Raw genomic sequence first — 25326 nt, forward strand, 5'->3', positions numbered from 1 at the left:
GGACCGCGTGATCGGTGGAGTCGTTGGCTCCGAGAGGGGTCACGAGACCCCGAGCTCGCCGGCGAGGACCAGACCGGTCGCGCCGACGAGGACTCCGTCGTCGCCGAGCTTGGCTGCCCGGACCACGAACTCTTCTGCGGTGACCGGCATGACCCGTGCCCGCACGGTGTCACCGGCCACCCGTGCCAGCGGGTCGACCAGGTCGGCCGGACCGCTGAGCACCAGCTCACCGAGGTTGAGCGAGGCCACGACCGGCGCGACGGCCTCGCCGAGGATCCGGCCGGCTTCGGCCAGCACCTCCCCGGCGGCGGGCGCCCCCGCGGCGGCAGCCATCCGGCGACGCAGGCGCGGCACGGCCAGGAACGTCTCCAGGCAGCCGCGGCGGCCACAGGCACAGTCGTCCCCGTCGGGGTCGACCACCACGTGGCCGATCTCGCCGGCCGCGCCGTGGTGGCCGTGCAGCACCGTGCCGCCGAGCACCAGGCCGGCACCGACGCCGGTGCTCAACCGCATCAGCATCAGTCCGCCCTCGTCGCCGCCGCCGAACGTGTACTCCCCCACGACCGCGGTGTTGGCGTCGTTCGCGACGTAGACGGCCTGGCCCAGCGCCTCGCCCAGGCGGGCGGCCAGGGGGACGTCGTGCCAGCCCAGGTTCGGCGCGTCGACGACGACGCCGTCGCGGCTGACCACACCGGGGGTGGCCACGCCGATGCCGAGCAGCGGGCGGTCGCTCTGCGCGACCAGGTGCGCCGCGAGGCCCTCCACCGCGACCACCGCGTCGTCGCCGCGGCGGCCCTCGAGCGGCCGGGACTCGCGGGCGACGACCTCGCCGGTCAGCGTGAGCACCGCGCCGACGACCTGGTCGTCGACGGAGAGGTCGATGGCGACCACGTGCTTGGCGTCCGCGACGAGACCGACCAGCGTCGGGGGCTTGCCGACCCGGCTCTCGGCCGGCGCGCCGAGCTCGACGACCAGGCCCTCCTCGAGCAGCCCGGCGACCAGGTCGGAGACCGTGACCCGGGTCAGGCCGGTGCTGCGGGCCAGGTCGGCGCGGCTCGCGGGCCCGGCGCTGAACAGGTGCTGGAGCAGCATCGACTGGTGGTGACGACGCGAGTCGGCACGGTCGAGCTTGGTCCGCTCACGCAGCGGACGCTCGGTGGGGCTTCTCCAGGACATGTTTGTTAGTTCAGCACACTTACATATACGGTGGCAAGCACTTCAGAGATCCGGATCACATGAGAGCCTCGCCACGCCGAGCGTGGCGGCCCCCGAGGAGGCAGTGATGGCGAGCATCACCTTCGACCGCGCCCAGCGCTGGTACGCCGGCGCGGAGTCCCCCGCCGTGCCCGGCATCGACCTGGAGGTGCGCGACGGCGAGTTCCTCGTCCTGGTCGGCCCGTCCGGCTGCGGCAAGACCACCACGCTACGGATGCTCGCCGGACTGGAGGAGGTGGACGGCGGCCGGATCCTGATCGGCGAGAGGGACGTGACCCGCGCGGCCCCCAAGGACCGCGACATCGCGATGGTCTTCCAGAACTACGCGCTCTACCCGCACAAGTCGGTGCGCGACAACCTCGCGTTCCCGCTGCGGATGTCCGGCGTCGACAAGGAGCAGCAGGACCGGCGGGTCGGCGAGGTCGCCGCGATGCTCGGGCTCGACGAGCTGCTCGACCGCAAGCCCAAGGCGCTCTCGGGCGGGCAGCGGCAGCGGGTCGCGATGGGGCGCGCGATCGTCCGGCAGCCGCAGGTGTTCTGCATGGACGAGCCCCTGTCCAACCTGGACGCCAAGATGCGCGTGCAGACCCGCGGCGACATCGCCCGGCTGCAGCGAGAGCTCGGCGTGACCACGGTCTACGTCACCCACGACCAGGTCGAGGCAATGACCATGGGCGACCGGGTGGTGGTGATGAACGCCGGCGAGATCCAGCAGGTCGACACCCCGCTGCGGCTCTACGACGCCCCGGCGAACCTGTTCGTCGCCGGCTTCATCGGCTCCCCGGCGATGAACCTGCTGCCCGGCCGCACCGAGGGCGGCCGGCTCCGGCTCGGGACCGTCGAGGTCGCGGTCGACGCGGCCACCTCGGCCGCGCTCACCCCGGAGGTCACCGTCGGGGTCCGAGCGGAGGGCTGGCAGGTCGTCCCCGCGGGCGAGGGCATCCCGGTCCGCGTGGACCTGGTCGAGGAGCTCGGGGCGGACAGCTTCGCCTACGGCACCGCGGACCTCGGCCCGCACGGCGAGGTGCCGGTGACGGTGCGGCTGCCCGCCCGGGACCGCGGGCGCCCCGGCGACGCGCTGAACCTGGCGGTGGCCCCCGGCGCCGCGCACGTCTTCGACACGGTCTCCGGTCGCCGGATCAACGCCTGACCGGGGCGGCAGGCGCGGGTACATTGCCGGGTACGTGCCGCGGGCGCACGGGGGGCGCGGTCCGCGACACCGACCCAGCACCCTGCCGCGGGAGTCCGGATGCCGCCTCGTCGTACGACGATCCTCCTGGGCGGCGCGCTCGCCGCCGTCCTGCTGACCGCCGGTGCGCCGGCCGCCGCGGCATCCCGGGCGACGTCCGCGGCGGACGACCCCCGCGTGGCGCTCCCGGTGACCGCGTCCGCGGTCAGCGACGCGACGACGGTGCTCTCCGTCCCGGTGCCGACGGGCGTCGAGCCGGTCGCGCTGACCGCGCGGCTCAGCGCGCCGGACGACTGGTCGGGCCGGGTCGCCTTCTCCGCCGACGGACGCCCGCTGAGCACCGCCCGGGTCCCCGGCCCCGAGCGCGTGCGGGTGCCGCTGGACCGCGCGCCGCTGACCGACGAGCACACGATCGAGATCGAGATCGCGCCGCGCACCGCGGCGGCGGAGCGCACGGACGCCTGCTACACGCCGACCCGCCTGGTCACCCTCGACGACGTCGAGCTCGCCTTCACCGGCGACGAGAAGGTTCCGGACACGGTCGCGGACTTCCTTCCCGTCTACGCCGACACCGTGGACGTGAAGGTCGCCGACGACGCCGACCCCGACCTGCTGGCTGCGGGGCTGACCGCGGTCGCCTCCGTCGGCGCGGTGACCAGCGACGCGACGACGGTGCGGCTGCGCGGCGAGTCGACCCCCACCCCCATGGGGCCGGGCAACCGCGTGATCGACCTGGTCGCCGGCAGCGGTGACGCGGTGACCAGCATCGGCCGTGTCGACGGCGTGCCGACGCTCACCATCGAGGGCTCTCCGGACGCCCTCCTCGGGGCGTCCCGGGCGCTCGGCAACGAGGCGTTGGCCCTGGCCGACGCCGCCGAGACCACCGGCCTGACGGCGAGCGCCGGCGAGCCCGGCACCCGCTCGGAGGTGACGCTGGACGATCTCGGCTACCCCGAGCTCGACCTGGCCGGCTGGGGGCAGTCGGAGGCCTTCCTGTCGGTGCGGCAGGACGCGTTCGGCGGGCCCGTCTCCAGCCTCGACCTGCACCTGGTCGGCGCCCACACCGCGCTCCCGGACGACGCCCGCGGGCAGCTCGACGTGTACGTGAACGACACCCTGGTCACCTCCGCGGCGCTGACCGAGGACCCCGCCCTCGACCTGGAGGCAGAGATCCCCTCCGGCCTGCTGCGGGGCGAGAACGCCGTCCGCCTGGCGCTCAGCACCGCGCCGCCGACGGGCGACTGCGACGGGCCGGCCTTCCAGCTCCCGTTCGAGCTGACCATCGACGGCGCCGAGTCGACGGTCGAGGCGAAGCAGGGAGAGGCCGAACCGGGCTTCGCGGCGTTCCCGCAGGCGCTCGGCGGCACCCTGGCCGTCGGCCTGCCGGACGCCGAGCCCCTCGACGCGGCCTCCGACGCGGCCCGGATCCTGATTTCGCTGCAGCGCGCGGCCTCCCAGCCGCTGGTGGTCGAGACCCTCAGCACCGACGCGTTCCTCGACGACGACCGGCCCGGCCTCCTGGTCGGTGCCGACGAGGAGAGCAGCCGCGCCCTGTCGGCCCCGCTCCGGCTCTCGGAGACCCGCGAGGTGACGGACGGCGAGCAGACCTTCACGGTCGGCACCGACACCCCCTACGCCGCGCTCGAGGCCTTCCAGGACGACGGTCGCGACGTGCTGCTGCTCGGGTCCTGGTCGAGCGAGGGCACCGCCCCGGACCTGACGGCCCGCCTCGCCGCCGCGGTCGGCGAGGAGCAGTGGAGCACGCTCTCCGGCGACCTGCTGGTGACGACGCCCGACGAGGACCCGATCGCCCTCGACTCCGCATCGGTGGCCGCGCAGCAACCGGGCGACGACGGCATCGGCCGCGGCTGGTGGTGGGTGGTGCTCGCGCTGGTGGCGCTGACCGTGCTGGTGGCGGTGCGGGCGGTGATCGCCCGGCGCCGGACCGACGACCCGCCGCTGCCGCCCGAGGCGGACACCGGCGACGCACCGGGCCCCGCCCCGGGGACCCCCGGAACGGGCGCCGAGGCCGGCGCCGACACCAGCACGGACACCGCCACCGAGACCAGCACCGAGACCAGCACCGAGACCAGCACCGAGACCAGCACCGAGACCAGCACCGAGACCAGCACCGAGGGCCGGACGGACTGATTCACCCACGGCCGGGCTTCCCCGAAATATCGCCCCGGCCCACTGGTCCAGACGGTTTACTGTTCCCCTCGCGCCGGCGCGCGTGGCCCCGCTCCGGGACGCAGCGCCGGGACGAGGGACGATCACGCACAGCATCTCGGGGGATGACTGGAGCCCCGAGCATGCCCGAGAAGACCCGCACCGCGCCGCAGCGGCGCGGTGTGCGCAGCTCCTTCGACAGGTTCCTCCTGCTGCTCGCCCTGAACGCGCTGCTGCTGACCATCGTCCTCCACGGCTGGGCGCTGCCCGAGTGGACCCCGATCGGCGCGATCGCGCTGGCGATCGTCCCGGTCCTGATCCGCTTCGGGATGGCGATCGAGACCCCGGCCGGAACCCTGCGGGTCAGCTACGCCCCGGCTCTGCTCTTCGCCTACCCGATCAGCGGCCCGCCGACCTACTTCCTGCTCTGGTCGCTGGTGGTGCTGACCAGTTGCGCGACCTTCTTCGGCCGCCGCGGGGTGGGCCGAGGCAGCGCCGAGGTGCTGGGCGGGCTGGCGATGCTGCTCGCCGCCCAGCACGTCGAGACCGCGCTGTGGCCGGTGGACCAGGTGCTGGTCGCCAACACCGTCTTCGCCGCCGTGATCGTCGCGCTGGAGATGCTCCGGGTCGGGACCGTCGACCTGCGCGGGACGCTGCTCGGGGTCCGTGGCGGCGATGTGTCCGCGGTCTTCGGGGTGTTCGTGCTCGCCTCCACGATGGTGGTGCTGCTGCGGCAGGCCTACGGCGACTCCTCGGGGGTGACCGCGGCGTCCACCGCCGGCGCCAGCCTGCTGCTCTTCGTGATGGCTCAGATCCTGCTGACCCGGCTGCAGGCCCAGGCCCGCGGGGTCGGCGTGCTGAGCACCGCCGCGGCCGCGATGCCGTGGCCCGCCGACCAGGTCGAGCAGATGCTCCTCGACTACGCCGACGGCGCGGGACGGGCCGTGCGGGTCGAGCTGAGCGACGCACCGGGCGCGCCGCACCAGATGACGGTCGCGGTGCCGGCCCTGGGGTACCTGGTGGTCACCCGCAGCCGCGGCGACCACCCGTTCACCAAGGCCGACCGGCGGCTGATCGTCGCGCTGGCCCGGATGGCCGACGCCTCCCGGACCCATGGCCAGCAGGAGCAGCAGCTCCGCCACCAGGCCACCACCGACGAGCTCACCGGCCTGAAGACGTTCGCCCACTTCCGCACCAGGCTCGACGCCCTCGCCCCCGAGCGGGCCGCCGGTCGCCCGGTCACCTTCGTCTTCGCCGATCTCGACGGCTTCAAGCAGCTGAACTCCAGCCTCGGCCACCTCGAGGCGGACCGGGTCCTGGCCGGCGTCGGCCAGCGGCTGCGCCAGCTCCCCGCCGACATCCAGTGCTGCCGGTTCGGCGGCGACGAGTTCGTCTTCGTCAGCACCAGCGCCGGCGACGAGCTCGCCGTCCAGTCCCTGGTGGGCCGGATCCGCACGGCCATCGAGCAGCCGCTCGCCGTCGGCGAGCAGCTGGTCCAGGTCTGCGCCTCGCTCGGGGTCGCCACCTCCCGGCGTGCCGAGGAGAGCCTGGACACCGCGCTGCGCCAGGCGGAGCTGCGGATGCGCACCGCGAAGCGCGACCGCACCGGCCCCCGGACCAAGGCGCGCGCCGACCTCATGCGGGACCTGCTGGGCCCCGACGGGTTCACCGTCGTCTACCAGCCGGTGGTCTCCGTCCAGACCGGCGACCTGTACGCCGTGGAGGCGCTCCTCCGCGTCGCCGACAAGACGTTCGGCCAGCTCTCACCACTGCTGGTGGTCGACTCGGCCTTGCGCGACGACCTGCTCGACCAGCTGACCGAGGCGATCCTGCGCAGGGCCGCGCCCGTCGTGGCACAGGCCAGCACGACCATCGGCGGGCCGGTCGCCCTGACCCTGAACCTCGAGTTCGGCCAGCTGCGCGAGGACAACCCGCTGATGGGGGCGCTCATCGAGGTCGCCCGGGAGCACGACGTGCGGATCGTGCTGGAGCTCTCCGAGCGTGCGTTCAGCGGCTGGACGGCCGAGCACGCCGCGCTGGCGAACCGCCTGCACGCGGCCGGGGTCTCGCTGGCCATCGACGACTTCGGCGCCGGGTACGCCACGTTCGCCCTGCTCAACCAGTGGCCGTGGGAGATGGTGAAGATCGACCGCACCCTGGTCGCCGACCACGCCCCGGCCGACCGGCGCCTGCTGACCCACGTCACCAGCCTGCTCGACGACCTCGGCCTTCCCGTCGTGGCGGAGGGCATCGAGACCGGCGAGCAGATGCGGCTGGTCGACCACCTCGGCGTCGCCTGGGCGCAGGGCTGGTGGATCTCCGCGCCGCTCACCGCCGAGGCCCTGCTCGCGGCGATCGAGGCGGCACCACGCTTCTCGATCGCAGTCGACGGCTCCGGCCCGGATCCCGACGGCGACTCCGACGGGGAGGGACCGGCGCGCCGCACGCCGACCGTCCCCGCCAGCACCTAGCGTGGTCGCCGTGACCACCGTCCGTCGCCGCGCCCGCCCGCAGTGGGAGCAGGGCCGGGCGACCGGGCGCGACGTGGTGAGCCTCAGCGTCGCCCTGATCGGCACCGCCCTGGTGATCGACCTGGCGCTCTCCGAGGTCCTGGGGATCTTCTTCGACCTGGCGTTCGTCACCATCTGCCTGGGCGCCGCGCTCGCCGTGCGACATCGTGACTTCTTCGCCATCGGCACGCTGCCGCCGCTGGCGATGGTCGCCGCGGTGGCGCTGGTCGCGCTCACCGAGCCGGCCGCGGTGGCCGATCCCCGCGACGGCGCGGTGCAGGCCACCCTCTCCGGACTGACCCACCACAGCATCGCGCTGGTCTGCGGCTACGGCCTCTGCCTCGGCGCACTGGGGGTCCGGCGCGCGCTGGCCGCGACGGACGCGGCCGACCAGCGCACGCCGCGGGGATGAGCCGGGCTCAGGCGAACCGGTCCGGGTCGCCTGCCCCGCGTCGCACCAGCTCGGGTACGCCGGAGGAGTAGTCCACGACCGTGGTCGGCTCGGCCGGGGTCTCCCCCGCCTCGACCACGATGTCGATCTGGTGGTCCAGCTCCTCCTTGATCTCCCAGCCCATCGTCCGCGGCTCGGTCTCTCCCGGCAGGATCAGCGAGCTGGACAGCAGCGGCTCCCCCAGCGCGTCCAGCAGGTCATGCACGAGCCGGTGGTCGGGGATCCGGACGCCGACCGTGCGCTTCTTGGGGTGCATCAGCCGGCGCGGCACCTCCGGCATCGCGGGCAGGATGAAGGTGTAGGGACCCGGCGTCGCCGCGCGGATCGCCCGGAACGCGGAGTTGTCCACGTGCACCATCTGACCGAGCTGGGAGAAGTCGCGGCAGAGCAGGGTGAAGTGGTGCCGCTCGTCGAGGCCACGGATGGCGAGGATCCGGTCCCGACCCGCCCGGTTGCCCACACGGCAGCCGAGCGCGTAGCCGGAGTCGGTCGGATAGGCGATCAGCGCGTCGTCGTTGAGTGCGTCGACGATCTGCTGGAGCAACCGCGGCTGCGGGTTGTCGGGGTGGACGTCGAGGTAGCGCGCCATCGTGCGGTCCGGCTCAGACCCGTACCGGGGTCTTGGTGGATCGCCCGGCAGCCTTCAGGTCGCGGTGCAGCTCCTTGGGCAGCGAGAAGGCGAGCGTCTCCTCCGCCGTCTGCACGGCGCGCGCGTCGGGGTAGCCACGCTCGGCGAGGAACGCCAGCACCTCGGTGACCAGGTGGTCGGGCACCGACGCCCCGGAGGTCACGCTCACCGTCGCGACGCCGTCCAGCCAGGCCTCGTCCAGCTCGCTCACGTCGTCGATCCGGTACGACGCCTTGGCGCCGGCCTCGAGGGCCACCTCGACCAGGCGGACCGAGTTCGAGGAGTTCGCGGAGCCGACCACGATCACCAGGTCGGCGTCGGCGCCGATCTCCTTCACGGCGACCTGACGGTTCTGGGTGGCGTAGCAGATGTCGTCGCTCGGCGGGTCCTCGAGCTGCGGGAACTTCTCCCGGAGGCGCCGGACGGTCTCCATGGTCTCGTCGACGCTGAGCGTGGTCTGGGAGAGCCAGGCGAGCTTGGCGTCGGCCGGGAACTGCAGGCCGGCGACGTCGTCGGGGTGCTCGACCAGGACGGTCTGCTCGGGCGCCTCACCGGCGGTGCCCTCGACCTCCTCGTGCCCGGCGTGGCCGATCAGCAGGATGGTGTAGCCCTCGCGCGCGAAGCGGACCGCCTCACGGTGCACCTTGGTGACCAGCGGACAGGTGGCGTCGATCGTCTTGAGGTCGCGGGCCTCGGCCTGGCTGACCACCGCCGGGGAGACGCCGTGGGCGGAGAAGACGACCGTCTCCCCCTCCGGCACCTCGTCGAGCTCCTCGACGAAGATCGCCCCGCGGGCCTCGAGGTTGGCCACCACGTGCTTGTTGTGGACGATCTGCTTGCGGACGTAGACGGGAGCTCCGTAGAGGTCCAGGGCCTGCTCCACGGTCACCACCGCGCGGTCCACGCCGGCGCAGTAGCCGCGCGGGGCCGCGAGCAGCACCTGCCGCTCGGAGTCGTCGGTGGGCAGTAGACGGGGCATCCCGACGTCGGTGCTCATGGCGACGATTCTACGGACCACCGCTGCGCGCGCGGAAAAGCAGCGGACCGGTGCACCCCGAGGGGTGCACCGGTCCGACAGCGATCAGGCGGTTCAGGCCTTCTCGGCGTCCTCGGCGGGGGTCTCGCCGGTCTCCTCGACGGCGCCACCCTCCTCCTCGAGCACCTCGGTCGCCTCGGCCTCGACGGCCACGTCGGCCTCGACCTCGGCGGCCTCCTCAGCCACGGGCTCCTCGACCACGGGCTCGGCCGGAGCGGCCGGAGCGGCCTTCGGCGCGGCCGGGGTGTAGGCCTCGGTCACCAGCTCGATGACAGCCATCGGGGCGTTGTCGCCCGCGCGGTTGCCGATCTTGGTGATCCGGGTGTAGCCACCGGGGCGCTCCGCGAAGGTCGGCGCCAGGTCGGCGAAGAGGGTGTGCACGACACCCTTGTCGCGGATGACCTTGAGGACCTCGCGGCGCTGGTGCAGCGGGTTCTCGCCGGCGTGAGCCTTCTTGGCCTTGGTGATCAGCTTCTCGGCGTACGGGCGCAGGGTGCGCGCCCGGGACTCCGTGGTGGTGATCCGGCCGTGCTCGAACAGCTGGGTCGCCAGGTTCGACAGGATCAGCCGCTGGTGAGCCGGGCTACCGCCGAGGCGGGGGCCCTTCTTGGGCTTGGGCATTGCTTCTTCTCTTTCTTCCCCGGCCGTGTCAGGTACCGGGGTCCGGCCGTATCAGGTACCGGGTAGTGGTTGATCCGTGCCGGCCGAGGCCGGCGCGGTGTCAGCTCAGAACTGCTCGTCCTCGACGAAGGACTCGCCCTCGTCGTCGTCCTCGCTGTAGGAGGCCAGCGCGGCGTGCGGGTCGAAGCCCGGGGCGCTGTCCTTGAGCGAGAGACCCATCTCGACCAGCTTGGCCTTGACCTCGTCGATCGACTTCGCACCGAAGTTGCGGATGGCGAGCAGGTCCTGCTCCGAGCGGCTGATGAGCTCACCCACGGTGTGGATGCCCTCGCGCTTGAGGCAGTTGTAGGACCGGACGGTCAGCTGGAGGTCCTCGACCGGGAGGGCGAGGTCGGCGGCCAGCTGCTCGTCGACGGGCGACGGGCCGATGTCGATGCCCTCGGCCTCGACGTTGAGCTCACGGGCGAGGCCGAAGAGCTCGACGAGGGTCTTGCCGGCGGACGCGATCGCGTCGCGGGGCAGGATCGAGGGCTTGGTCTCGATGTCGATGACCAGCTTGTCGAAGTCCGTGCGCTGCTCGACACGGGTGGCCTCGACCTTGTAGGTCACCTTGAGGACCGGGCTGTAGATCGAGTCGACCGGCATCCGGCCGATCTCGTTGTCCGCGCCCTTGTTCTGGACGGCCGAGACGTAGCCGCGGCCACGCTCGACGACGAGCTCCATCTCGAGCTTGCCGTTGTCCGACAGGGTGGCGATCTTCAGGTCGGGGTTGTGCACCTCGACACCCGCCGGCGGCGCGATGTCCGCGGCGGTCACGTCACCGGCACCCGACTTGCGCAGGTACATGGTGACGGGCTCGTCGTGCTCCGAGGAGACCACGAGGGCCTTCAGGTTCAGGATGATCTCGGTGACGTCTTCCTTGACGCCGTCGATCGTCGAGAACTCGTGGAGCACGCTGTCGATCTTGATGCTCGTGACCGAGGCACCCGGGATCGAGGACAGGAGGGTCCGACGCAGGGAGTTACCGAGCGTGTAGCCGAAACCCGGCTCCAGGGGCTCGATGACGAAGCGCGACCGGAACTGGTCGACGGACTCCTCCGACAGGGTGGGGCGCTGTGCGATGAGCACTGGTTTCGTTTCCTTTCCGGGCCACCCGCTATTTGACGACCCAGACCGACGAGGACATGGTCCTCAGGTTTTGATATCGGACGAAAACTCCTCCGAGCCCCGGCCCGCCGTCCGAGGACGATGGGCCGGGGGCTCGGCGGTGGTCACTTCTTGGAGTAGTACTCCACGATGAGCTGCTCCTGGACCGGGATGTCGATCTGCTCGCGCACCGGCAGCTGGTGCACCAGGATCCGCATCCGGTTCGGGAGCGCCTCGAGCCAGGCCGGGACGACGCGCTCGCCGTGGGTCTCACGAGCCACGATGAACGGGGTCATCTCGAGCGACTTCTCGCGCACGTCGATGATGTCGTACTGGCTGACCTGGTACGACGGGATGTCGACCTTCTTGCCGTTCACCAGGAAGTGGCCGTGGACCACGAGCTGGCGAGCGTGGCGGCGCGTGCGGGCGAAGCCGGCACGGTAGACCACGTTGTCGAGGCGGGCCTCGAGCATCTGGAGCAGGTTGTCACCGGTCTTACCCTGGCGGCGCGAGGCCTCCTCGTAGTAACGGTGGAACTGCTTCTCCATGACGCCGTAGGTGAAGCGAGCCTTCTGCTTCTCCTGCAGCTGGGTGCGGTACTCGCTCTCCTTGATCCGCGCGCGGCCGTGCTGGCCCGGCGGGTAGGGGCGCTTCTCGAACGCGGCGTCGCCGCCGATCAGGTCGACACCGAGACGGCGCGACTTCTTGGTCATGGGACCGGTGTAGCGGGCCATTTCCTTCGCTCTCCTTCAGTCTCGGTGGGTCAGACGCGCCGGCGCTTGGGCGGGCGGCAGCCGTTGTGCGGGGCGGGGGTCACGTCCTGGATGGTGCCGACCTCGAGGCCGATCGCACCCAGGGAGCGGATCGCCGTCTCGCGACCCGAGCCCGGGCCCTTGACGAAGACGTCGATCTTCTTCATGCCGTGCTCCATCGCCCGACGACCGGCGGCCTCGGCGGCCATCTGCGCGGCGTACGGGGTGGACTTGCGCGAGCCCTTGAAGCCGACGGTGCCGGCAGAGGCCCACGAGATCACCGCACCGGTCGGGTCGGTGATCGTGACGATGGTGTTGTTGAACGTGCTCTTGATGTGGGCTTCGCCCTGAGCGACGTTCTTCTTCTCCTTGCGGCGCACCTTCTTCGCTGCCGCACGAGCCTTGGGAGGCATTCGTTTCTCCTGTAGAAAGCTGGTCAGTTCCGGTGGCCGGGCTGCTGCGCCCGTCACCACCGAGGATCAGTGGGCCTTACTTGGCCTTCTTCTTGCCGGCAACCGTGCGCTTCGGGCCCTTGCGGGTACGAGCGTTGGTCTTGGTGCGCTGACCGCGGACCGGAAGGCCCATGCGGTGACGGCGACCCTGGTAGCTGCCGATCTCGATCTTGCGACGGATGTCGGCCTGGACCTCGCGACGGAGGTCACCCTCGATCTTGAAGTTCGCCTCGATCTCGTCACGGAGCTTGACCAGCTCCTCGTCACCCAGCTGGTGCACGCGGAGGTCCGGGTTCACACCGGTGGCCTCCAGCAGCTGCTGGGCGCGGGTACGGCCGATGCCGTAGATGTAGGTGAGAGCGACCTCGATGCGCTTGTCACGCGGGAGGTCGACACCAACGAGTCGTGCCATGTTCGGCGGTTCTCCTTGTGCTGCACGGTGGTGTGGTCGTGGCGCATCCCGATCGCAGCCCCTCTCGCGAGGTGGTGCCGGGCCCCGGCCATCCGTTCCGGGGGTGGTTCACCGCTGATGGTCAGCGGCTGAGCGCACACGTCATGGTTGTGTTCAGTTGTCCGCCGGCCCGAGGGCCGGCGGTCGCACCGGGGCTCAGCCCTGGCGCTGCTTGTGGCGCGGGTTCTCGCAGATCACCATGACGCGGCCGTGGCGACGGATCACCTTGCACTTGTCACAGATCGGCTTCACGCTCGGGTTGACCTTCATGTGTCAGCCCTTTCTCTTGCGGCTGGTGGCTACTTGTAGCGGTAGACGATCCGACCGCGCGAGAGGTCGTAGGGCGAAAGCTCCACCACGACCCGGTCCTCCGGGAGGATCCGGATGTAGTGCTGGCGCATCTTCCCGCTGATGTGAGCCAGGACCTTGTGGCCGTTGCTCAGCTCAACGCGGAACATTGCGTTCGGGAGGGCCTCCACGACGGAGCCCTCCATCTCGATGACGCCTTCTTTTTTCGCCATGTCCTCACACATCTGATCGACATCGTCTTCCGGCCGGCCCGGGAACCTCCGCCCCACCCCGCGGGGTGGTGCAGTGGACCTCGTCGAGCCGTGTCACGCGCCCCCGCCGGAGGTGTTCCGACCGGCAGCCGCGAGCATCGCGACACAGACCCACGTTGGGCCGACACGCCAGTCTAGGGCGGCGGTCCAGCGAATCCCTAATCATCGAACACCCCTCGCCCCTCGTGTGGTAGGTCGGGGGGCGAGTCGCCCGGAATCCCGTCCGGGCGACGCTCAGGCGTCGGCCAGCAGCTCGAGCGTGCGCTCCCGCGCCGGGGAGGCGGTCGGGTCCGTGCCCTCCGGGCTGCCCGCGACGGGCTGCACCATGACCTCGTCGACGCCGTACTGCGCGGCGAGATCCGCCACCTGGGCCCGCGCGGCGGCGGGGTCGGCGACCACCCAGCGCTGGCGCATCGCCAGGGCCAGGTCGCGGTGCGCGGGCGGCAGTGCGGCGAACCGGGCCTCGGCCTCCTCGACGCTCGGCTGCGGGGTCAGCTCCTGACCGGTGCGCAGGGCCAGCATCTGCAGCAGGTTGGGCAGCACCAGCCGCTCCGCCTCGGCCGCGGTCTCGGCGACGACGGCGTTCACCGTCAGGAACGTACGAGGCTCGGCGAGCTCGGCGGAGGCCTTGAACGACGAGCGGTACAGCTCGAGCGCCTCCGCGGTGCCCTGACCCGAGAAGTGGTGCGCGAAGACGTAGGGCATCCCCTTCTCCGCGGCCAGGCGCGCGGAGTAGTCGGAGGATCCGAGCAGCCAGATCGCCGGCACCGACGTGGCCTGCGGGGTGGCCCGCAGCACGTGGGTGCGCTCCCGCAGCGCCAGGCCGACGCCGGCCGGCTCCATCATCGCGAGCACGTTGTCGACGTACTCGGGAAAGTGGGCGACCGCCTGGTCGTCCACGCCGCCCGCCCCGTGGCGCAGCGCCCAGCTGGTCACCGGGTCGGTGCCCGGCGCCCGGCCGATGCCGAGGTCGATCCGCCCCGGGAACGCGGCCTCGAGCAGCGCGAACTGCTCCGCGACGACCAGCGGCGCGTGGTTGGGCAGCATCACGCCGCCCGAGCCCACCCGGATCCTCTCGGTGCGGGCCGCGAGCATCGCGATCAGCACGGGCGGGTTGGTCGCGGCGACGGCGGGCATGTTGTGGTGCTCGGCCACCCAGTAGCGGCGGTAGCCGAGACGGTCGGCCGCCCGGGCGAGGCCGACGGAGGACTGGAGCGCCTGGCCGGTGGTCTGGTCGGTGCGCACGGGCACCAGGTCGAGAACTGAGAGCTGCGGAGACATCGATGCTGTTCAAGGCGCGACGGCCCCGATTCATTCCCGCACCGCGAGTGGGTCCCGCGCACCGTCCGAGTGGGTCCCCAGCACCGCCCGAGCCTGCAGGAGCGTCCGCGCCGACGGGCGCCGACGCACGACTCGGACGGCGCTCACCACCCATTCGGACGGCGCTCACCGCCCACTCGGACGGCGCTTGCCACCCACTCGCGGGGTCGGGGGGTCAGCGCCAGTCGGGGCCCGGGGTGTCGTCCACGTCGGTCGGGTCGGGACCGTCGCCGGCCACCGCGACCTCCGGCTCTCGGCCGGACTTGACCAGGCTCGCCACCGCGGTGACGACCAGGGTCACGATGATCACCGCCAGGCTGAGCAGCGAGGAGATCTCCGGCACCGAGACGTGCTCGCCGCCGTTGATGAACGACAGCTCGTTCTCGTGCAGGGCGTGCAGCACCAGCTTCACGCCGATGAAGGCGAGGATGAACGCGAGCCCGAGCGACAGGTAGACCAGCTTCTTGAGCAGCCCGCCGAGCAGGAAGTACAGCTGCCGCAGGCCCATCAGCGCGAAGACGTTCGCGGTGAAGACCAGGTACGGCTCCTGCGTGACGCCGAAGATCGCCGGGATCGAGTCGAGTGCGAACAGGACGTCGGTGACGCCGAGCGCGATGATCACGATCAGCATCGGCGAGACGACCCGCACACCGTTCTCGCGCCACCACAGGGTGAGGCCCCGGTACTCGGTCCCGACGTTGAGGTGCCGTCGCGAGAACGTCACGATGGCGTTGTCCTCGGGGTGCTCCTCCTCGTGCGTGCTGTAGGCCTTGACCAGCTTGACCGCGGTGTAGATCAGGAACGCGCCGAAGACGTAGAAGACCCAGCTGAAGTTCTCCACCAGGGTGTAGCCGATCGCGATGAAGACTCCGCGGAAGACCAGCGCGAGGATGATGCCGACCATCAGCGCCTCCTGCTGGTACTTCAGCGGCACCTTGAGCGCGCTCATCAGCACCAGGAAGACGAAGAGGTTGTCGACCGACAGGCTCTTCTCCACCAGGAACCCGGTGAAGAACTCGACGCCGTAGTCGTGGCCGTGGAAGACCATCACCCACACGCCGAACGCGGCGGCGGCGGCCATGTAGATGATGAACGAGATCGTGCACTCGCGCATCGTGGGCTCGTGCGGGTCGCGAGAGATCACCCAGACGTCGAACGCGAGCACCGCGATCGTCAACGTGAGGGTGATGGTCCATTCGAGGGCAGAGACGTCCATACGGGTCCTTCGTGCTGCGAGAGCGGTCGAGTCATCGCCCGAGGTCTCTTCCGCCGCCAGGATCACCGTGACGACCGACGGGCCCGGACCGGCAACCACTCTGCCGGTCGTGATGACGACCCCGAAGCGAAGGAGTACTCCCCTCAGTGGCGCCATCCTTCCACGGCACCGCAAGGAACCGCCAACTCCCCGGGCGCCGAGCGCCGACCCCGCGGGCGGGTCGCGGCACCGCTCAGGGCAGGCCGGTGACCCGCGCCATCGTCGCCAGCTTGGCGCCGGTCTCGCGGACCTCCGAGGCGGGGTCCGAGCCGGCGACGATCCCGGCACCGGCGAACAGCCGCAGCCGCTCGCCGTCGATCACCGCCGCGCGGATGGTGACGGCGAACTCCCCGTCGCCGGAGCCGTCGACCCAGCCGACGCACCCGGCGAAGTAGTTGCGCAGGTCGCCCTCGAGCGCGGCGATCGTCGCCTGCGCCGCCTCCAGCGGGACGCCGCCGACCGCCGGCGTCGGGTGCAGGAGCTGGGCCAGGCGCAGCGCGCTCGGACCCTCCACGCCGGCCGCGAGCCGGGCCCGGACCGGGGAGGCCAGGTGCCAGACGGTGTCGGTGCGCATCAGCTCGGGTGAGGCCGGGGCCTCGACGTCGACGCAGACGTCCTTGAGGGCGTGCACGATCGCGTCGACCACGAAGGCGTGCTCAGCCAGGTCCTTGGCCGAGGAGAGCAGACGGGCCCCGCGCTGAGCGTCCTCAGCCGGGTCCGCGGAGCGCGGCACCGAGCCGGCCAGCGGCGTGCACTCGATCACCTCGCCGGCCCGACGGACGAGCAGCTCGGGGCTGGCGCCGACGAGCAGCGGTCCTGGGCTGTCACCCTCGGTGAGCGGGACGGAGAAGACGTAGCGGCCGGGGCGCGTGGTCAGCAGGCGGTCGATCACGTCGGCGGGGTCCAGCGGCGGCTCGCTGACCACATCGAGGCAGCGCCCCAGCACGACCTTGTGCAGGCTGCCCGCCTCGATCTGCTCCAGCGCGGAGCGGACCATGTCGGCGTACTCGGCGGCCGTCGGGAACTCCCGCACCCGCCACTCCCGGTCGACCGGCGCCGTGCCCGGGCTCACCAGAGCGCGCTCCTCCCCCTCGACCTGGTGCAGGATCCCCGGGGCACCCGACTCGAACGAGAGCGCGCCGACGGCGCGCTGGCCCGGCTCCAGCGCGGCGACGACCCGGTCCGCCCAGGCGGCGTCGGCGCCGTCGGGGCTGATCCACGTCCGCACCACCCGATCGGCGATGTAGGCGTTCTCGCCGGAGGCGAAGAGCAGCGGTCGTGCTGCCAGGCCTGCCGGGGTGAGGACCTCGTGTTGGCCCACCCCGGTCAGTCCTCCCCGCCGTACGGCGCGCCGAGCGCGGTCAGCCGCTCGCGCCCGCCGTCCAGCGCGGTCAGCACCCAGACGCCGTCCGGGGTGAGCGCGAAGGTGTGCTCGTAGTGGGCCGCCCACGTGCCGTCGAGCGTGACCACGGTCCACTCGTCCTCGGCCACGCCGGTCTCCTGGTCCCCGAGCACCACCATCGGCTCGACGGCCAGCGCGATGCCCGGCTTGAGCCGCGGGCCGCGACCGGGGCGGCCGTAGTTGGGCACGTCGGGCGCCATGTGCATCGACGTGCCGATGCCGTGGCCCGTGTAGTCCTCGACGATGCCGTAGTCGCCGGCGCCGCGGACGAAGGTCTCGACCGCGTGCCCGATGTCGGTGACCCGGCCGCCGTTGCGCACCGCGGCCAGGCCGGCCCACAGCGACTCCTCGGTGACGCGAAGGAGCTCGGCGACCTCGGGGCGCACCTCCCCGACCGGGACCGTGATCGCCGCATCACCGTGCCAGCCGTCCACGATCGCGCCGCAGTCGATCGAGATCACGTCGCCCTCGGCGAGGCGGCGCGCGCCGGGGATGCCGTGCACGACCTCCTCGTTCACCGACGCGCAGATGCTCGCCGGGAACGGCGGCTCGCCGTAGCCGAGGAAGGACGGCTCGGCGCCGTGGGATCGGATGCTCTCCTCGGCCAGCCGGTCCAGCTCGGCGGTCGTCACCCCCGGAGCCACCGCGTCGCGCAGCAGCTCCAGGGTGCGACCGACCACCAGCCCCGCGGCGCGCATCGAGCGCACCTGGTCCGGGGTCTTGATCTCGACCCGGCGATCTCCGAACATCATCGGCGGGCCTCCGACCTTCTCGTCCTGCTCAGTTCCCGGCCACGTCGTCGAGGACGGCGGCGATCCGCTGGGTGACCTCGTCGACCTCGCCCATCCCGTCGACGGCGCGCACCAGGCCGCGGGCGTCGTAGACCGCGATCAGCGGCTCGGTCTCGGCCAGGTAGACCTCCTGGCGACGACGGATGACGTCCTCGGTGTCGTCGGCGCGGCCCTCGATCTGGGCCCGCTGCAGCAGCCGCGCGACCAGCTCGTCGGAGTCGGCGGTGAGCACGACCACCGCGTCGAGCTTGTGGTCGGAGGCGGCGAGCATGCCGTCGAGCTCCTCGACCTGGGCCAGCGTCCGGGGATAGCCGTCGAGCAGGAAGCCGCCCTCGGCGTCCGGCTCGGCGATCCGGTTGCGGACCATGTTGTTGGTGATCTCGTCCGGGACGTACTCGCCGGCATCCATGTAGCGCTTGGCCTCGACACCCAGCGGCGTGCCCTGGCCGACGTTCGCGCGGAAGATGTCGCCGGTCGAGATCGCCGGGATGCCGAACCGCTCGGCGATGAACCGGGCCTGGGTGCCCTTGCCGGCCCCCGGGGGGCCCATGATCAGAAGACGCATGATTACCGCAGGAATCCTTCGTAGTTGCGCTGCTGGAGCTGGCTCTCGATCTGCTTCACCGTGTCGAGAGCGACGCCCACCATGATCAGGATGGAGGTACCGCCGAACGGGAAGTTGGAGTCCGCATTGATCATCACGAACGCGATGATCGGGACCAGGGCGATCAGACCGAGGTAGAGCGCGCCGGGCAGCGTGATGCGGGACAGGACGTAGGACAGGTAGTCCTGGGTCGGCTTGCCCGCCCGGATCCCGGGGATGAAGCCGCCGTACTTCTTCATGTTGTCGGACACCTCTTCGGGGTTGAAGGTGATCGACACGTAGAAGTAGGTGAAGAAGATGATCATGGCGAAGTACAGCGCCATGTGCACCGGGCTGGCCTGGTCCACGAGGTAGTCGTTGACCCAGCCCAGCCACCAGGAGTCGCTGTTCTGGTTGAACTGCACGAGCATCGCGGGCAGGTACAGCAGCGACGAGGCGAAGATGACCGGGATGATGCCGGCCTGGTTCACCTTCAGCGGGATGTACGTCGAGCTGCCGCCGAACATCTTCCGCCCGACCATCCGACGCGCGTACTGGACCGGGATCCGGCGCTGCGCCTGCTCGATGAAGATGACCGCCGCGACGATCGCCAGGCCGATCAGGACCACGACGCCGAAGGTCCACCAGCCCTGGCTCTTCTGCACGGCCCACAGACCGGCCGGGAAGGTCGCCACGACCTGGGTGAAGATCAGGATCGACATGCCGTTACCGATGCCGCGCTCGGTGATCAGCTCGCCCAGCCACATGATCACGGCGGTACCGGCGGTCATGGTGACGACCAGGATCAGGAACGTCTTGGTGTCGTCGCTGTGCAGCAGCGGGTACTCACAGCCCTGCAGCAGGTTGCCGGAGCGCGCCAGCGCGACGATGCCGGTCGCCTGGAGGACAGCGAGGCCCAGCGTCAGGTACCGGGTGTACTGGGTGATCTTGGTCTGGCCGGCCTGGCCCTCCTTCTTGAGGGCCTCCAGCCGCGGGATCACCACCACCAGCAGCTGCAGGATGATGCTCGCGGTGATGTACGGCATGATGCCGAGCGCGAAGACCGTCAGCTGGAGCAGGGCGCCGCCGGAGAACAGGTTGACCAGGCTGTACAGGCTGGCGTTCTCGCCCTCCTGGACCAGGTTGATGCACCTCTCGACGTTGGCCACGTCGACCCCGGGCGCCGGGATCTGGGAGCCCGCCCTGAAGATCACGATGATGAACAGGACGAACAGCAGCTTGCGCCGCAGATCCGGGGTACGGAAGGCGTTCACGAACGCGCTGAGCACTCGGGTCCTCTTTCTATTCCTGGCCGCCGCGGGTGGTGCTGCGGGTCTGGTTCTGCTCGACCACTGATCTCGCATGCGAGCGGCCGCGGGAAGCCTAACAGGCGGGTAGGCGCATGCCCCTCCCGCCATCGGTAACGGGTCTGCGCAGCGACCCCGGCGCCGCTGCCCGCGGGCACCGGCGCGACCGGGGTCCGGATGCACGAAAGGCGCGGCGGGGCGGCTCTACGCCGCCTCGCCGCGCCTTCGCAGCCGAGGTCACAGGACCGTGACGGTCCCGCCAGCACCCTCGATCTTGTCCTTCGCGGAGGTCGAGAACGCGTTCGCGCTCACGGCCACCTTGACGGTCAGGTCGCCCTGACCGAGAACCTTGACCGGCTCGCCCTTGCGGACGGCGCCGCGCGCCACGAGGCTCTCCGGGGTGACGTCGCCACCCTCGGGGAACAGCTCGCTGATCCGGTCCAGGTTGACGACCTGGTAGGTCACCTTGAACGGGTTCTTGAAGCCCTTGAGCTTCGGGAGCCGCATGTGGATCGGCATCTGGCCACCCTCGAACGCAACCGGAACCTGGTTGCGCGCCTTGGTGCCCTTCGTACCGCGACCCGCGGTCTTACCCTTCGAACCCTCACCGCGACCCACACGGGTCTTGGCCTTCTTCGCACCCTCCGCCGGGCGGAGGTGGTGGAGCTTGAGAGTCATTGTCACTCGCCTCCGACAACCTCGACCGTCACGAGGTGACGGACGGTGTGGACCATGCCCCGGATCTCCGGACGGTCCTCCTTGATCACGACATCGCCGATCCGCTTGAGACCGAGGCTGCGCAGGGTCTCGCGCTGGTTGGCCTTGCGGCCGATCGTCGACTTGGTCTGCTGCACCTTCAGCTGCGCCATCAGACGTTCACACCTTCCGGCGCCTTGGCCGCGGCCGCAGCAGCGGCCTCGCCCTCGGCCTTCGCCTTGAGCAGCGCCGCCGGGGCGACGTCCTCGACCGGCAGGCCACGACGGGCCGCGACGGTCTCGGGCTGCTCGAGCATCCGCAGAGCCTCCACCGTGGCGTGCACGATGTTGATCTGGTTCGACGAGCCCAGCGACTTGCTGAGGACGTCGTGGATGCCGGCGCACTCCAGCACCGCACGCACCGGGCCACCGGCGATAACACCGGTACCGGGGGCGGCAGGACGAAGGAAGACCACGCCAGCGGCCTTCTCGCCCTGCACCGGGTGCGGGATCGTGCCCTGGATGCGGGGGACGCGGAAGAAGTTCTTCTTCGCCTCCTCGACACCCTTGGCGATCGCCGCGGGAACTTCCTTGGCCTTGCCGTAGCCGACGCCGACCAGACCGTCACCGTCGCCGACGACGACCAGGGCGGTGAAGCTGAAGCGACGACCGCCCTTCACGACCTTGGCAACTCGGTTGATCGCAACGACGCGCTCGACGTACTGGTTCTTGTCCGCGCCACCGCGACGGTCGTCACGACCGCCGCGACCGCCACGGTCGCCACCCGAACGCTGTCCGCGCTGGGCTCCGCTCATGAGTCTGTCTCCCTTGTCTTTCTCGCGGTCAGAAGCTCAGGCCGCCCTCGCGGGCGCCATCAGCCAGGGCCGCGATGCGACCGTGGTACTTGTTACCGGCGCGGTCGAACACGACCGCCTCGACACCGGCGTCCTTCGCACGGGCGGCGACGAGCTCGCCGACCTTCTTGGCCTTCGCGGTCTTGTCGCCATCGAAGGCGCGCAGGTCGCCCTCCATGGTCGACGCCGAGGCGACGGTCTTGCCGACCAGGTCGTCGACGACCTGGACCGAGATGTGCTTGGTCGACCGGGTGACCACCATGCGCGGACGCTCGGCGGTGCCGTTGATCTTCTTGCGGCCCCGGATCTGGCGGCGCAGCTTGGAGCTGGCGCGCTTCGAGAGGTTCCGCTGGTGCTTGAGGGTGATCGCCATGGTCACTTACCAGCCTTTCCGACCTTGCGACGGATGTGCTCGCCGGCGTACCGGACGCCCTTGCCCTTGTACGGCTCGGGCTTGCGGAGCTTGCGAATGTTCGCCGCGACCTCTCCGACGAGCTGCTTGTCGATACCCACGACGCCCAGCTTGGTCGGACCCTCGACGGCGAAGGTGATGCCCTCCGGCGCGTCGAAGATGATCGGGTGCGAGTAGCCGAGCTGGAACTCGACCTGGGTCGGGGTCTTGGGGAGCACCCGGTAACCGACACCGACGATCTCGAGCTTCTTCTCGTAACCCTCGGTGACGCCCACGACCATGTTGTTGATCAGGGTGCGCGAGAGGCCGTGCAGGGCCTTGCTCTCACGCTGGTCGTCGGGACGCTTGACGTCCAGGACGCCATCGCCCTTCTCGACGGTGATCGGCGCGGCGACGGTGTGGGACAGGGCACCCTTGGGGCCCTTCACCGTGACGGTCGCGCCGTCGATCTGAACGTCGACACCGGCCGGGACCGGGACGGGCAGCTTGCCAATGCGAGACATTGTTCTGCTTCCTTTCCTGGTCTCGTCACCAGACGTAGGCGAGGACTTCCCCACCCACGCCCTTCTGGTTCGCCTGGCGGTCGGTCAGCAGGCCCTGGCTCGTGGAGATGATCGCCACGCCCAGGCCACCGAGGACCTTCGGCAGGTTGGTGTGCTTGGCGTAGACCCGCAGACCGGGCTTGCTGATCCGGCGCACGCCAGCGATGGAACGCTCGCGGTTGCGGCCGTACTTCAGCGTGATGGTCAGCACCTGGCCAACGCCGTTGTCGTTGTCGGCGACGTCGAAGGAGGTGATGTAACCCTCCTGCTTGAGGATCTCAGCCACGCCCTGCTTGAGCTTGCTGTACGGCATGGTCACCGCGTCGTGGTACGCCTGGTTGGCGTTGCGCAGACGCGTGAGCATGTCTGCGATCGGGTCAGTCATCGTCATGATGCGTTCTTTCTCGAAGTGGTTTCGCCGGTGCCTGGGGCCCAGCGACCTGCTACGTGTGTGAGTTGATTACCAGCTGGACTTGGTGACGCCGGGCAGCTCGCCGCGGTGCGCCATCTCCCGCAGGCAGATCCGGCACAGGCCGAACTTGCGGTAGACGGCCTTCGGACGGCCACACCGCTGGCAGCGGGTGTAGCCACGAACCGCGAACTTCGGCTTGCGCGCGGCCTTCACCTTCAGCGCAGTCTTCGCCATGTCTGTCTCTCCCTCTGCCTGCTCAGCGCTCGGCGAACGGGAAGCCCAGCTGCTTGAGCAGCGCGCGGCCCTGGTCGTCGGTCGTGGCGGTGGTGACGATCGTGATGTCCATACCGCGGCTGCGGTCGATCTTGTCCTGGTCGATCTCGTGGAACATGACCTGCTCGGTGAGACCGAAGGTGTAGTTGCCACGGCCGTCGAACTGCTTCGGCGACAGACCGCGGAAGTCACGGATACGCGGCAGAGCCAGGCTCAGCAGGCGGTCCAGGAACTCCCACATCCGGTCGCCGCGCAGCGTGACGTGCGCGCCGATCGGCATGCCCTCACGCAGCTTGAACTGCGCGATGGACTTGCGGGCCTTGGTCACGGCCGGCTTCTGGCCGGTGATCGCGGTGAGGTCGCGGATGGCGCCCTCGATCAGCTTGGAGTCGCGAGCAGCCTCGCCGACACCCATGTTGACCACGATCTTGACCAGGCCGGGGACCTGCATGACGTTCTCGATCTCGAACTCGGACCGCAGCGCCGGGAGGATCTCCTCGCGGTAGCGGGTCTTGAGCCGAGGCGTCACCTTCTCGGTGGTGGTCTCGGTCATCTCAGATCTCCTTACCGGTCTTGCGGGAGATGCGGACGCTGCGGCTGGAGGAGTACTCCGAGCCGTCGGGGCGACGCTTGGTCACCTCGACGCGCTTGTAACCCACGCGGGTCACACCGTCGCCCTCGACCAGCATCACGTTGGACACGTGGATCGGCGCCTCGGTGGTGACGATGCCGCCGGTGCTGCCGGCGCGGCCACCCTGGTCGACGACCTTGGTGTGCTTCTTGATGCGGTTGACGCCCTCGACGATCACGCGCTGCTCCTCGCGGAGCACCTTGATGACCTTGCCCTCGGCGCCCTTGTCCTTGCCCGCGATCACCTTGACGGTGTCGCCCTTCTTGATGCGGAGGTTGGGCTTCTTCATCACAGCACCTCCGGCGCGAGCGAGATGATCTTCATGAACTTCTTCTCGCGCAGCTCACGGCCGACGGGGCCGAAGATGCGCGTGCCACGGGGCTCGCCGTCGTTCTTGAGGATCACCGCAGCGTTCTCGTCGAAGCGGATGTAGGAACCGTCGGGACGGCGCCGCTCCTTGACGGTACGCACGACGACCGCCTTGACGACGTCACCCTTCTTCACGTTGCCGCCGGGGATGGCGTCCTTGACGGTGGCGACGATGGTGTCGCCGATCCCCGCGTAGCGGCGACCGGAACCGCCGAGAACCCGGATGCACAGGATCTCCTTGGCACCGGTGTTGTCGGCGACCTTCAGTCGCGACTCCTGCTGAATCATCGATTTCTCCTGATTGTCGTGCCGGTTCTCGTCCGCACTACGCGGGACGAGCCTGGCCGAACTGGTGAATTACTTGGCGCGCTCGAGGATCTCGACGACGCGCCAGCGCTTGGTCGCCGACAGCGGCCGGGTCTCCATGATGAGGACGCGGTCGCCGACGCCACAGGCGTTCTGCTCGTCGTGGGCCTTCAGCCGGCTGGACCGGCGCATGACCTTGCCGTAGAGGGGGTGCTTGACCCGGTCCTCCACGGAGACGACGACGGTCTTGTCCATCTTGTCGCTGACGACGAGACCCTCGCGGGTCTTGCGCGAGTTGCGCTCCACGGCCTCGGCCGAAACGTTCTCGCCCATCAGTTCTCCTCCTCAGCTGCACCCGGCGCGGTCCGGATGCCGAGCTCGCGCTCGCGCACCACGGTGTAGATCCGGGCGATGTCCTTCTTGACCGTACGAAGCCGACCGTGGCTCTCAAGCTGACCGGTGGCGGCCTGGAAGCGCAGGTTGAACAGCTCCTCCTTGGCCTCGCGGAGCTTGGCCTCGAGGTCGATGTCGTTGAGCTCGTCCAGTTCGTGGGCGTGCACTGCGTTCGCCATCAGAACTCACCAGCCTCTCGAGTAATGAAACGGCACTTCATGGGCAGCTTGTGGATGGCCCGGCGCATCGCCTCGCGGGCGACGTCCTCCGGAACACCGGACAGCTCGAACATGACGCGACCGGGCTTGACGTTGGCGACCCACCACTCCGGGGAACCCTTACCGGAACCCATGCGGGTCTCGGCCGGCTTCTTGGTCAGCGGGCGGTCCGGGTAGATGTTGATCCAGACCTTGCCGCCACGCTTGATGTGGCGGGTCATGGCGATACGAGCGGACTCGATCTGGCGGTTGGTCACGTAGTGACCCTCGACCGCCTGGATACCGAAGTCACCGAACGCCAGCGAGGTACCGCCCTTGGCAGCGCCCCGACGCTTGGGGTGGTGCTGCTTGCGGTGCTTGACGCGACGCGGCATCAACATGTG

Annotated in this window: 33 protein-coding genes; 4 read left to right on the forward strand and 29 right to left on the reverse strand. The window is 70.3% G+C overall.

Going from position 1 to position 25326, the window contains the following annotated elements:
• Nucleotides 1-39 precede the first annotated feature (39 nt).
• A complete protein-coding gene (locus E8D34_RS11920) occupies nt 40-1176 on the reverse strand; it encodes an ROK family transcriptional regulator (RefSeq protein WP_136594869.1) in 1137 nt (378 codons plus the stop codon).
• Between the two features lie 106 nt (nt 1177-1282).
• On the opposite strand from E8D34_RS11920, the gene ugpC reads away from it, so the two are divergent.
• From ugpC to E8D34_RS11940, 4 genes are all read left to right on the forward strand, one after another.
• Nucleotides 1283-2365 carry a sn-glycerol-3-phosphate ABC transporter ATP-binding protein UgpC gene (ugpC, locus tag E8D34_RS11925; RefSeq protein ID WP_136594870.1) on the forward strand — a complete coding sequence of 361 codons (1083 nt, stop codon included), beginning with the start codon at nt 1283-1285 and terminating at the stop codon, nt 2363-2365.
• A 99-nt stretch (nt 2366-2464) separates the two neighbouring features.
• Nucleotides 2465-4555 carry a cellulose biosynthesis cyclic di-GMP-binding regulatory protein BcsB gene (locus E8D34_RS11930; protein WP_136594871.1) on the forward strand — a complete coding sequence of 697 codons (2091 nt, stop codon included), beginning with the start codon at nt 2465-2467 and terminating at the stop codon, nt 4553-4555.
• A 143-nt stretch (nt 4556-4698) separates the two neighbouring features.
• On the forward strand, nt 4699-7044 hold the full coding sequence (locus E8D34_RS11935) for a bifunctional diguanylate cyclase/phosphodiesterase (RefSeq protein ID WP_136594872.1): 2346 nt from the start codon (nt 4699-4701) through the stop codon (nt 7042-7044).
• Between the two features lie 10 nt (nt 7045-7054).
• The gene (locus E8D34_RS11940; protein ID WP_136594873.1) at nt 7055-7495 is read left to right on the forward strand and encodes a DUF6542 domain-containing protein; all 441 of its coding nucleotides are present in this window, start codon (nt 7055-7057) and stop codon (nt 7493-7495) included.
• Nucleotides 7496-7502: 7 nt separating this feature from the next.
• Here E8D34_RS11940 and E8D34_RS11945 read toward each other — a convergent pair whose 3' ends face one another.
• The 28 genes from E8D34_RS11945 to rplP all read right to left on the reverse strand — a co-directional run bounded on the left by E8D34_RS11945 (nt 7503) and on the right by rplP (nt 25323).
• A complete protein-coding gene (locus tag E8D34_RS11945; RefSeq protein ID WP_136594874.1) occupies nt 7503-8123 on the reverse strand; it encodes an L-threonylcarbamoyladenylate synthase in 621 nt (206 codons plus the stop codon).
• 13 nt (nt 8124-8136) lie between these two features.
• A complete protein-coding gene (locus E8D34_RS11950) occupies nt 8137-9159 on the reverse strand; it encodes a 4-hydroxy-3-methylbut-2-enyl diphosphate reductase (protein WP_136594875.1) in 1023 nt (340 codons plus the stop codon).
• Between the two features lie 93 nt (nt 9160-9252).
• On the reverse strand, nt 9253-9819 hold the full coding sequence (gene rplQ, locus E8D34_RS11955; protein WP_136594876.1) for a 50S ribosomal protein L17: 567 nt from the start codon (nt 9817-9819) through the stop codon (nt 9253-9255).
• Between the two features lie 105 nt (nt 9820-9924).
• The gene (locus E8D34_RS11960; protein WP_136594877.1) at nt 9925-10947 is read right to left on the reverse strand and encodes a DNA-directed RNA polymerase subunit alpha; all 1023 of its coding nucleotides are present in this window, start codon (nt 10945-10947) and stop codon (nt 9925-9927) included.
• Between the two features lie 143 nt (nt 10948-11090).
• Nucleotides 11091-11699 carry a 30S ribosomal protein S4 gene (gene rpsD / locus E8D34_RS11965; RefSeq protein ID WP_136594878.1) on the reverse strand — a complete coding sequence of 203 codons (609 nt, stop codon included), beginning with the start codon at nt 11697-11699 and terminating at the stop codon, nt 11091-11093.
• A gap of 29 nt (nt 11700-11728) precedes the next feature.
• Nucleotides 11729-12130 (reverse strand): 30S ribosomal protein S11, encoded by a 402-nt coding sequence (rpsK, locus tag E8D34_RS11970; RefSeq protein ID WP_134765348.1) that lies wholly within the window; start codon nt 12128-12130, stop codon nt 11729-11731.
• A gap of 76 nt (nt 12131-12206) precedes the next feature.
• Entirely contained in the window at nt 12207-12581 is a 375-nt protein-coding gene (rpsM, locus tag E8D34_RS11975; protein ID WP_136594879.1) for a 30S ribosomal protein S13, read from the reverse strand.
• A 195-nt stretch (nt 12582-12776) separates the two neighbouring features.
• Nucleotides 12777-12890, reverse strand: coding sequence for a 50S ribosomal protein L36 (rpmJ, locus tag E8D34_RS11980; RefSeq protein ID WP_004008316.1), 114 nt, complete (start codon nt 12888-12890; stop codon nt 12777-12779).
• A 29-nt stretch (nt 12891-12919) separates the two neighbouring features.
• A complete protein-coding gene (gene infA, locus E8D34_RS11985; RefSeq protein ID WP_028656368.1) occupies nt 12920-13141 on the reverse strand; it encodes a translation initiation factor IF-1 in 222 nt (73 codons plus the stop codon).
• Between the two features lie 273 nt (nt 13142-13414).
• A complete protein-coding gene (locus E8D34_RS11990) occupies nt 13415-14461 on the reverse strand; it encodes an LLM class flavin-dependent oxidoreductase (RefSeq protein ID WP_136594880.1) in 1047 nt (348 codons plus the stop codon).
• A 214-nt stretch (nt 14462-14675) separates the two neighbouring features.
• Nucleotides 14676-15716, reverse strand: a complete 1041-nt coding sequence (locus tag E8D34_RS11995) for a TerC family protein (protein WP_136594881.1) — start codon at nt 15714-15716, stop codon at nt 14676-14678.
• A gap of 232 nt (nt 15717-15948) precedes the next feature.
• Nucleotides 15949-17076: an isochorismate synthase gene (locus tag E8D34_RS12000; RefSeq protein WP_136594882.1), complete on the reverse strand. Its 1128-nt coding sequence runs from the start codon at nt 17074-17076 to the stop codon at nt 15949-15951.
• A 5-nt stretch (nt 17077-17081) separates the two neighbouring features.
• Complete coding sequence (gene map / locus E8D34_RS12005; RefSeq protein WP_206056705.1) at nt 17082-17906, reverse strand: type I methionyl aminopeptidase; 825 nt, start codon at nt 17904-17906, stop codon at nt 17082-17084.
• A 31-nt stretch (nt 17907-17937) separates the two neighbouring features.
• Nucleotides 17938-18513, reverse strand: coding sequence for an adenylate kinase (locus tag E8D34_RS12010; protein ID WP_136594884.1), 576 nt, complete (start codon nt 18511-18513; stop codon nt 17938-17940).
• Between the two features lie 2 nt (nt 18514-18515).
• Nucleotides 18516-19820 (reverse strand): preprotein translocase subunit SecY, encoded by a 1305-nt coding sequence (gene secY / locus E8D34_RS12015; protein ID WP_136594885.1) that lies wholly within the window; start codon nt 19818-19820, stop codon nt 18516-18518.
• 255 nt (nt 19821-20075) lie between these two features.
• The gene (gene rplO / locus E8D34_RS12020; protein ID WP_136594886.1) at nt 20076-20516 is read right to left on the reverse strand and encodes a 50S ribosomal protein L15; all 441 of its coding nucleotides are present in this window, start codon (nt 20514-20516) and stop codon (nt 20076-20078) included.
• Nucleotides 20517-20518: 2 nt separating this feature from the next.
• On the reverse strand, nt 20519-20707 hold the full coding sequence (gene rpmD, locus E8D34_RS12025; protein ID WP_136594887.1) for a 50S ribosomal protein L30: 189 nt from the start codon (nt 20705-20707) through the stop codon (nt 20519-20521).
• Nucleotides 20707-21348 (reverse strand): 30S ribosomal protein S5, encoded by a 642-nt coding sequence (gene rpsE / locus E8D34_RS12030; protein ID WP_136594888.1) that lies wholly within the window; start codon nt 21346-21348, stop codon nt 20707-20709. The genes rpmD and rpsE overlap by 1 nt, the downstream gene beginning before the upstream one ends.
• A gap of 28 nt (nt 21349-21376) precedes the next feature.
• On the reverse strand, nt 21377-21760 hold the full coding sequence (rplR, locus tag E8D34_RS12035) for a 50S ribosomal protein L18 (protein WP_136595029.1): 384 nt from the start codon (nt 21758-21760) through the stop codon (nt 21377-21379).
• A gap of 2 nt (nt 21761-21762) precedes the next feature.
• Nucleotides 21763-22302 carry a 50S ribosomal protein L6 gene (gene rplF / locus E8D34_RS12040; RefSeq protein WP_136594889.1) on the reverse strand — a complete coding sequence of 180 codons (540 nt, stop codon included), beginning with the start codon at nt 22300-22302 and terminating at the stop codon, nt 21763-21765.
• Between the two features lie 25 nt (nt 22303-22327).
• Entirely contained in the window at nt 22328-22732 is a 405-nt protein-coding gene (gene rpsH / locus E8D34_RS12045; protein WP_136594890.1) for a 30S ribosomal protein S8, read from the reverse strand.
• A 69-nt stretch (nt 22733-22801) separates the two neighbouring features.
• On the reverse strand, nt 22802-22987 hold the full coding sequence (locus E8D34_RS12050) for a type Z 30S ribosomal protein S14 (protein ID WP_011757321.1): 186 nt from the start codon (nt 22985-22987) through the stop codon (nt 22802-22804).
• A gap of 22 nt (nt 22988-23009) precedes the next feature.
• Nucleotides 23010-23579 (reverse strand): 50S ribosomal protein L5, encoded by a 570-nt coding sequence (rplE, locus tag E8D34_RS12055; protein ID WP_136594891.1) that lies wholly within the window; start codon nt 23577-23579, stop codon nt 23010-23012.
• A 1-nt stretch (nt 23580) separates the two neighbouring features.
• On the reverse strand, nt 23581-23946 hold the full coding sequence (gene rplX, locus E8D34_RS12060) for a 50S ribosomal protein L24 (protein WP_136594892.1): 366 nt from the start codon (nt 23944-23946) through the stop codon (nt 23581-23583).
• Nucleotides 23946-24314 (reverse strand): 50S ribosomal protein L14, encoded by a 369-nt coding sequence (gene rplN / locus E8D34_RS12065; protein ID WP_136594893.1) that lies wholly within the window; start codon nt 24312-24314, stop codon nt 23946-23948. Before rplN ends, rplX begins: the two co-directional genes overlap by 1 nt.
• Nucleotides 24315-24383: 69 nt before the next feature.
• Nucleotides 24384-24665 (reverse strand): 30S ribosomal protein S17, encoded by a 282-nt coding sequence (rpsQ, locus tag E8D34_RS12070; protein ID WP_136594894.1) that lies wholly within the window; start codon nt 24663-24665, stop codon nt 24384-24386.
• Nucleotides 24665-24904, reverse strand: a complete 240-nt coding sequence (rpmC, locus tag E8D34_RS12075) for a 50S ribosomal protein L29 (RefSeq protein WP_136594895.1) — start codon at nt 24902-24904, stop codon at nt 24665-24667. The genes rpsQ and rpmC overlap by 1 nt, the downstream gene beginning before the upstream one ends.
• On the reverse strand, nt 24904-25323 hold the full coding sequence (gene rplP, locus E8D34_RS12080; RefSeq protein ID WP_038681126.1) for a 50S ribosomal protein L16: 420 nt from the start codon (nt 25321-25323) through the stop codon (nt 24904-24906). The genes rpmC and rplP overlap by 1 nt, the downstream gene beginning before the upstream one ends.
• Nucleotides 25324-25326: the final 3 nt, after the last annotated feature.

The sequence above is a fragment of the Nocardioides sp. GY 10113 genome, assembly GCF_004919105.1.
In the GTDB taxonomy this organism is placed as follows: Bacteria; Actinomycetota; Actinomycetes; order Propionibacteriales; family Nocardioidaceae; genus Nocardioides.

What these genes read in the sequence shown, in the direction of transcription:
- E8D34_RS11920 (WP_136594869.1), bottom strand. Translation starts at nt 1,176, where the DNA reads ATGTCCTGGAGAAGCCCCACCGAGCGTCCGCTGCGTGAGCGGACCAAG.
- ugpC (WP_136594870.1), top strand. Translation starts at nt 1,283, where the DNA reads ATGGCGAGCATCACCTTCGACCGCGCCCAGCGCTGGTACGCCGGCGCG.
- E8D34_RS11930 (WP_136594871.1), top strand. Translation starts at nt 2,465, where the DNA reads ATGCCGCCTCGTCGTACGACGATCCTCCTGGGCGGCGCGCTCGCCGCC.
- E8D34_RS11935 (WP_136594872.1), top strand. Translation starts at nt 4,699, where the DNA reads ATGACTGGAGCCCCGAGCATGCCCGAGAAGACCCGCACCGCGCCGCAG.
- E8D34_RS11945 (WP_136594874.1), bottom strand. Translation starts at nt 8,123, where the DNA reads ATGGCGCGCTACCTCGACGTCCACCCCGACAACCCGCAGCCGCGGTTG.
- E8D34_RS11950 (WP_136594875.1), bottom strand. Translation starts at nt 9,159, where the DNA reads ATGAGCACCGACGTCGGGATGCCCCGTCTACTGCCCACCGACGACTCC.
- rplQ (WP_136594876.1), bottom strand. Translation starts at nt 9,819, where the DNA reads ATGCCCAAGCCCAAGAAGGGCCCCCGCCTCGGCGGTAGCCCGGCTCAC.
- rpsD (WP_136594878.1), bottom strand. Translation starts at nt 11,699, where the DNA reads ATGGCCCGCTACACCGGTCCCATGACCAAGAAGTCGCGCCGTCTCGGT.
- rpsK (WP_134765348.1), bottom strand. Translation starts at nt 12,130, where the DNA reads ATGCCTCCCAAGGCTCGTGCGGCAGCGAAGAAGGTGCGCCGCAAGGAG.
- rpsM (WP_136594879.1), bottom strand. Translation starts at nt 12,581, where the DNA reads ATGGCACGACTCGTTGGTGTCGACCTCCCGCGTGACAAGCGCATCGAG.
- rpmJ (WP_004008316.1), bottom strand. Translation starts at nt 12,890, where the DNA reads ATGAAGGTCAACCCGAGCGTGAAGCCGATCTGTGACAAGTGCAAGGTG.
- infA (WP_028656368.1), bottom strand. Translation starts at nt 13,141, where the DNA reads ATGGCGAAAAAAGAAGGCGTCATCGAGATGGAGGGCTCCGTCGTGGAG.
- E8D34_RS11990 (WP_136594880.1), bottom strand. Translation starts at nt 14,461, where the DNA reads ATGTCTCCGCAGCTCTCAGTTCTCGACCTGGTGCCCGTGCGCACCGAC.
- E8D34_RS11995 (WP_136594881.1), bottom strand. Translation starts at nt 15,716, where the DNA reads ATGGACGTCTCTGCCCTCGAATGGACCATCACCCTCACGTTGACGATC.
- map (WP_206056705.1), bottom strand. Translation starts at nt 17,906, where the DNA reads ATGTTCGGAGATCGCCGGGTCGAGATCAAGACCCCGGACCAGGTGCGC.
- E8D34_RS12010 (WP_136594884.1), bottom strand. Translation starts at nt 18,513, where the DNA reads ATGCGTCTTCTGATCATGGGCCCCCCGGGGGCCGGCAAGGGCACCCAG.
- rplO (WP_136594886.1), bottom strand. Translation starts at nt 20,516, where the DNA reads ATGACTCTCAAGCTCCACCACCTCCGCCCGGCGGAGGGTGCGAAGAAG.
- rpmD (WP_136594887.1), bottom strand. Translation starts at nt 20,707, where the DNA reads ATGGCGCAGCTGAAGGTGCAGCAGACCAAGTCGACGATCGGCCGCAAG.
- rpsE (WP_136594888.1), bottom strand. Translation starts at nt 21,348, where the DNA reads ATGAGCGGAGCCCAGCGCGGACAGCGTTCGGGTGGCGACCGTGGCGGT.
- rplR (WP_136595029.1), bottom strand. Translation starts at nt 21,760, where the DNA reads ATGGCGATCACCCTCAAGCACCAGCGGAACCTCTCGAAGCGCGCCAGC.
- rplF (WP_136594889.1), bottom strand. Translation starts at nt 22,302, where the DNA reads ATGTCTCGCATTGGCAAGCTGCCCGTCCCGGTCCCGGCCGGTGTCGAC.
- rpsH (WP_136594890.1), bottom strand. Translation starts at nt 22,732, where the DNA reads ATGACGATGACTGACCCGATCGCAGACATGCTCACGCGTCTGCGCAAC.
- E8D34_RS12050 (WP_011757321.1), bottom strand. Translation starts at nt 22,987, where the DNA reads ATGGCGAAGACTGCGCTGAAGGTGAAGGCCGCGCGCAAGCCGAAGTTC.
- rplE (WP_136594891.1), bottom strand. Translation starts at nt 23,579, where the DNA reads ATGACCGAGACCACCACCGAGAAGGTGACGCCTCGGCTCAAGACCCGC.
- rplX (WP_136594892.1), bottom strand. Translation starts at nt 23,946, where the DNA reads ATGAAGAAGCCCAACCTCCGCATCAAGAAGGGCGACACCGTCAAGGTG.
- rplN (WP_136594893.1), bottom strand. Translation starts at nt 24,314, where the DNA reads ATGATTCAGCAGGAGTCGCGACTGAAGGTCGCCGACAACACCGGTGCC.
- rpsQ (WP_136594894.1), bottom strand. Translation starts at nt 24,665, where the DNA reads ATGGGCGAGAACGTTTCGGCCGAGGCCGTGGAGCGCAACTCGCGCAAG.
- rpmC (WP_136594895.1), bottom strand. Translation starts at nt 24,904, where the DNA reads ATGGCGAACGCAGTGCACGCCCACGAACTGGACGAGCTCAACGACATC.
- rplP (WP_038681126.1), bottom strand. Translation starts at nt 25,323, where the DNA reads ATGTTGATGCCGCGTCGCGTCAAGCACCGCAAGCAGCACCACCCCAAG.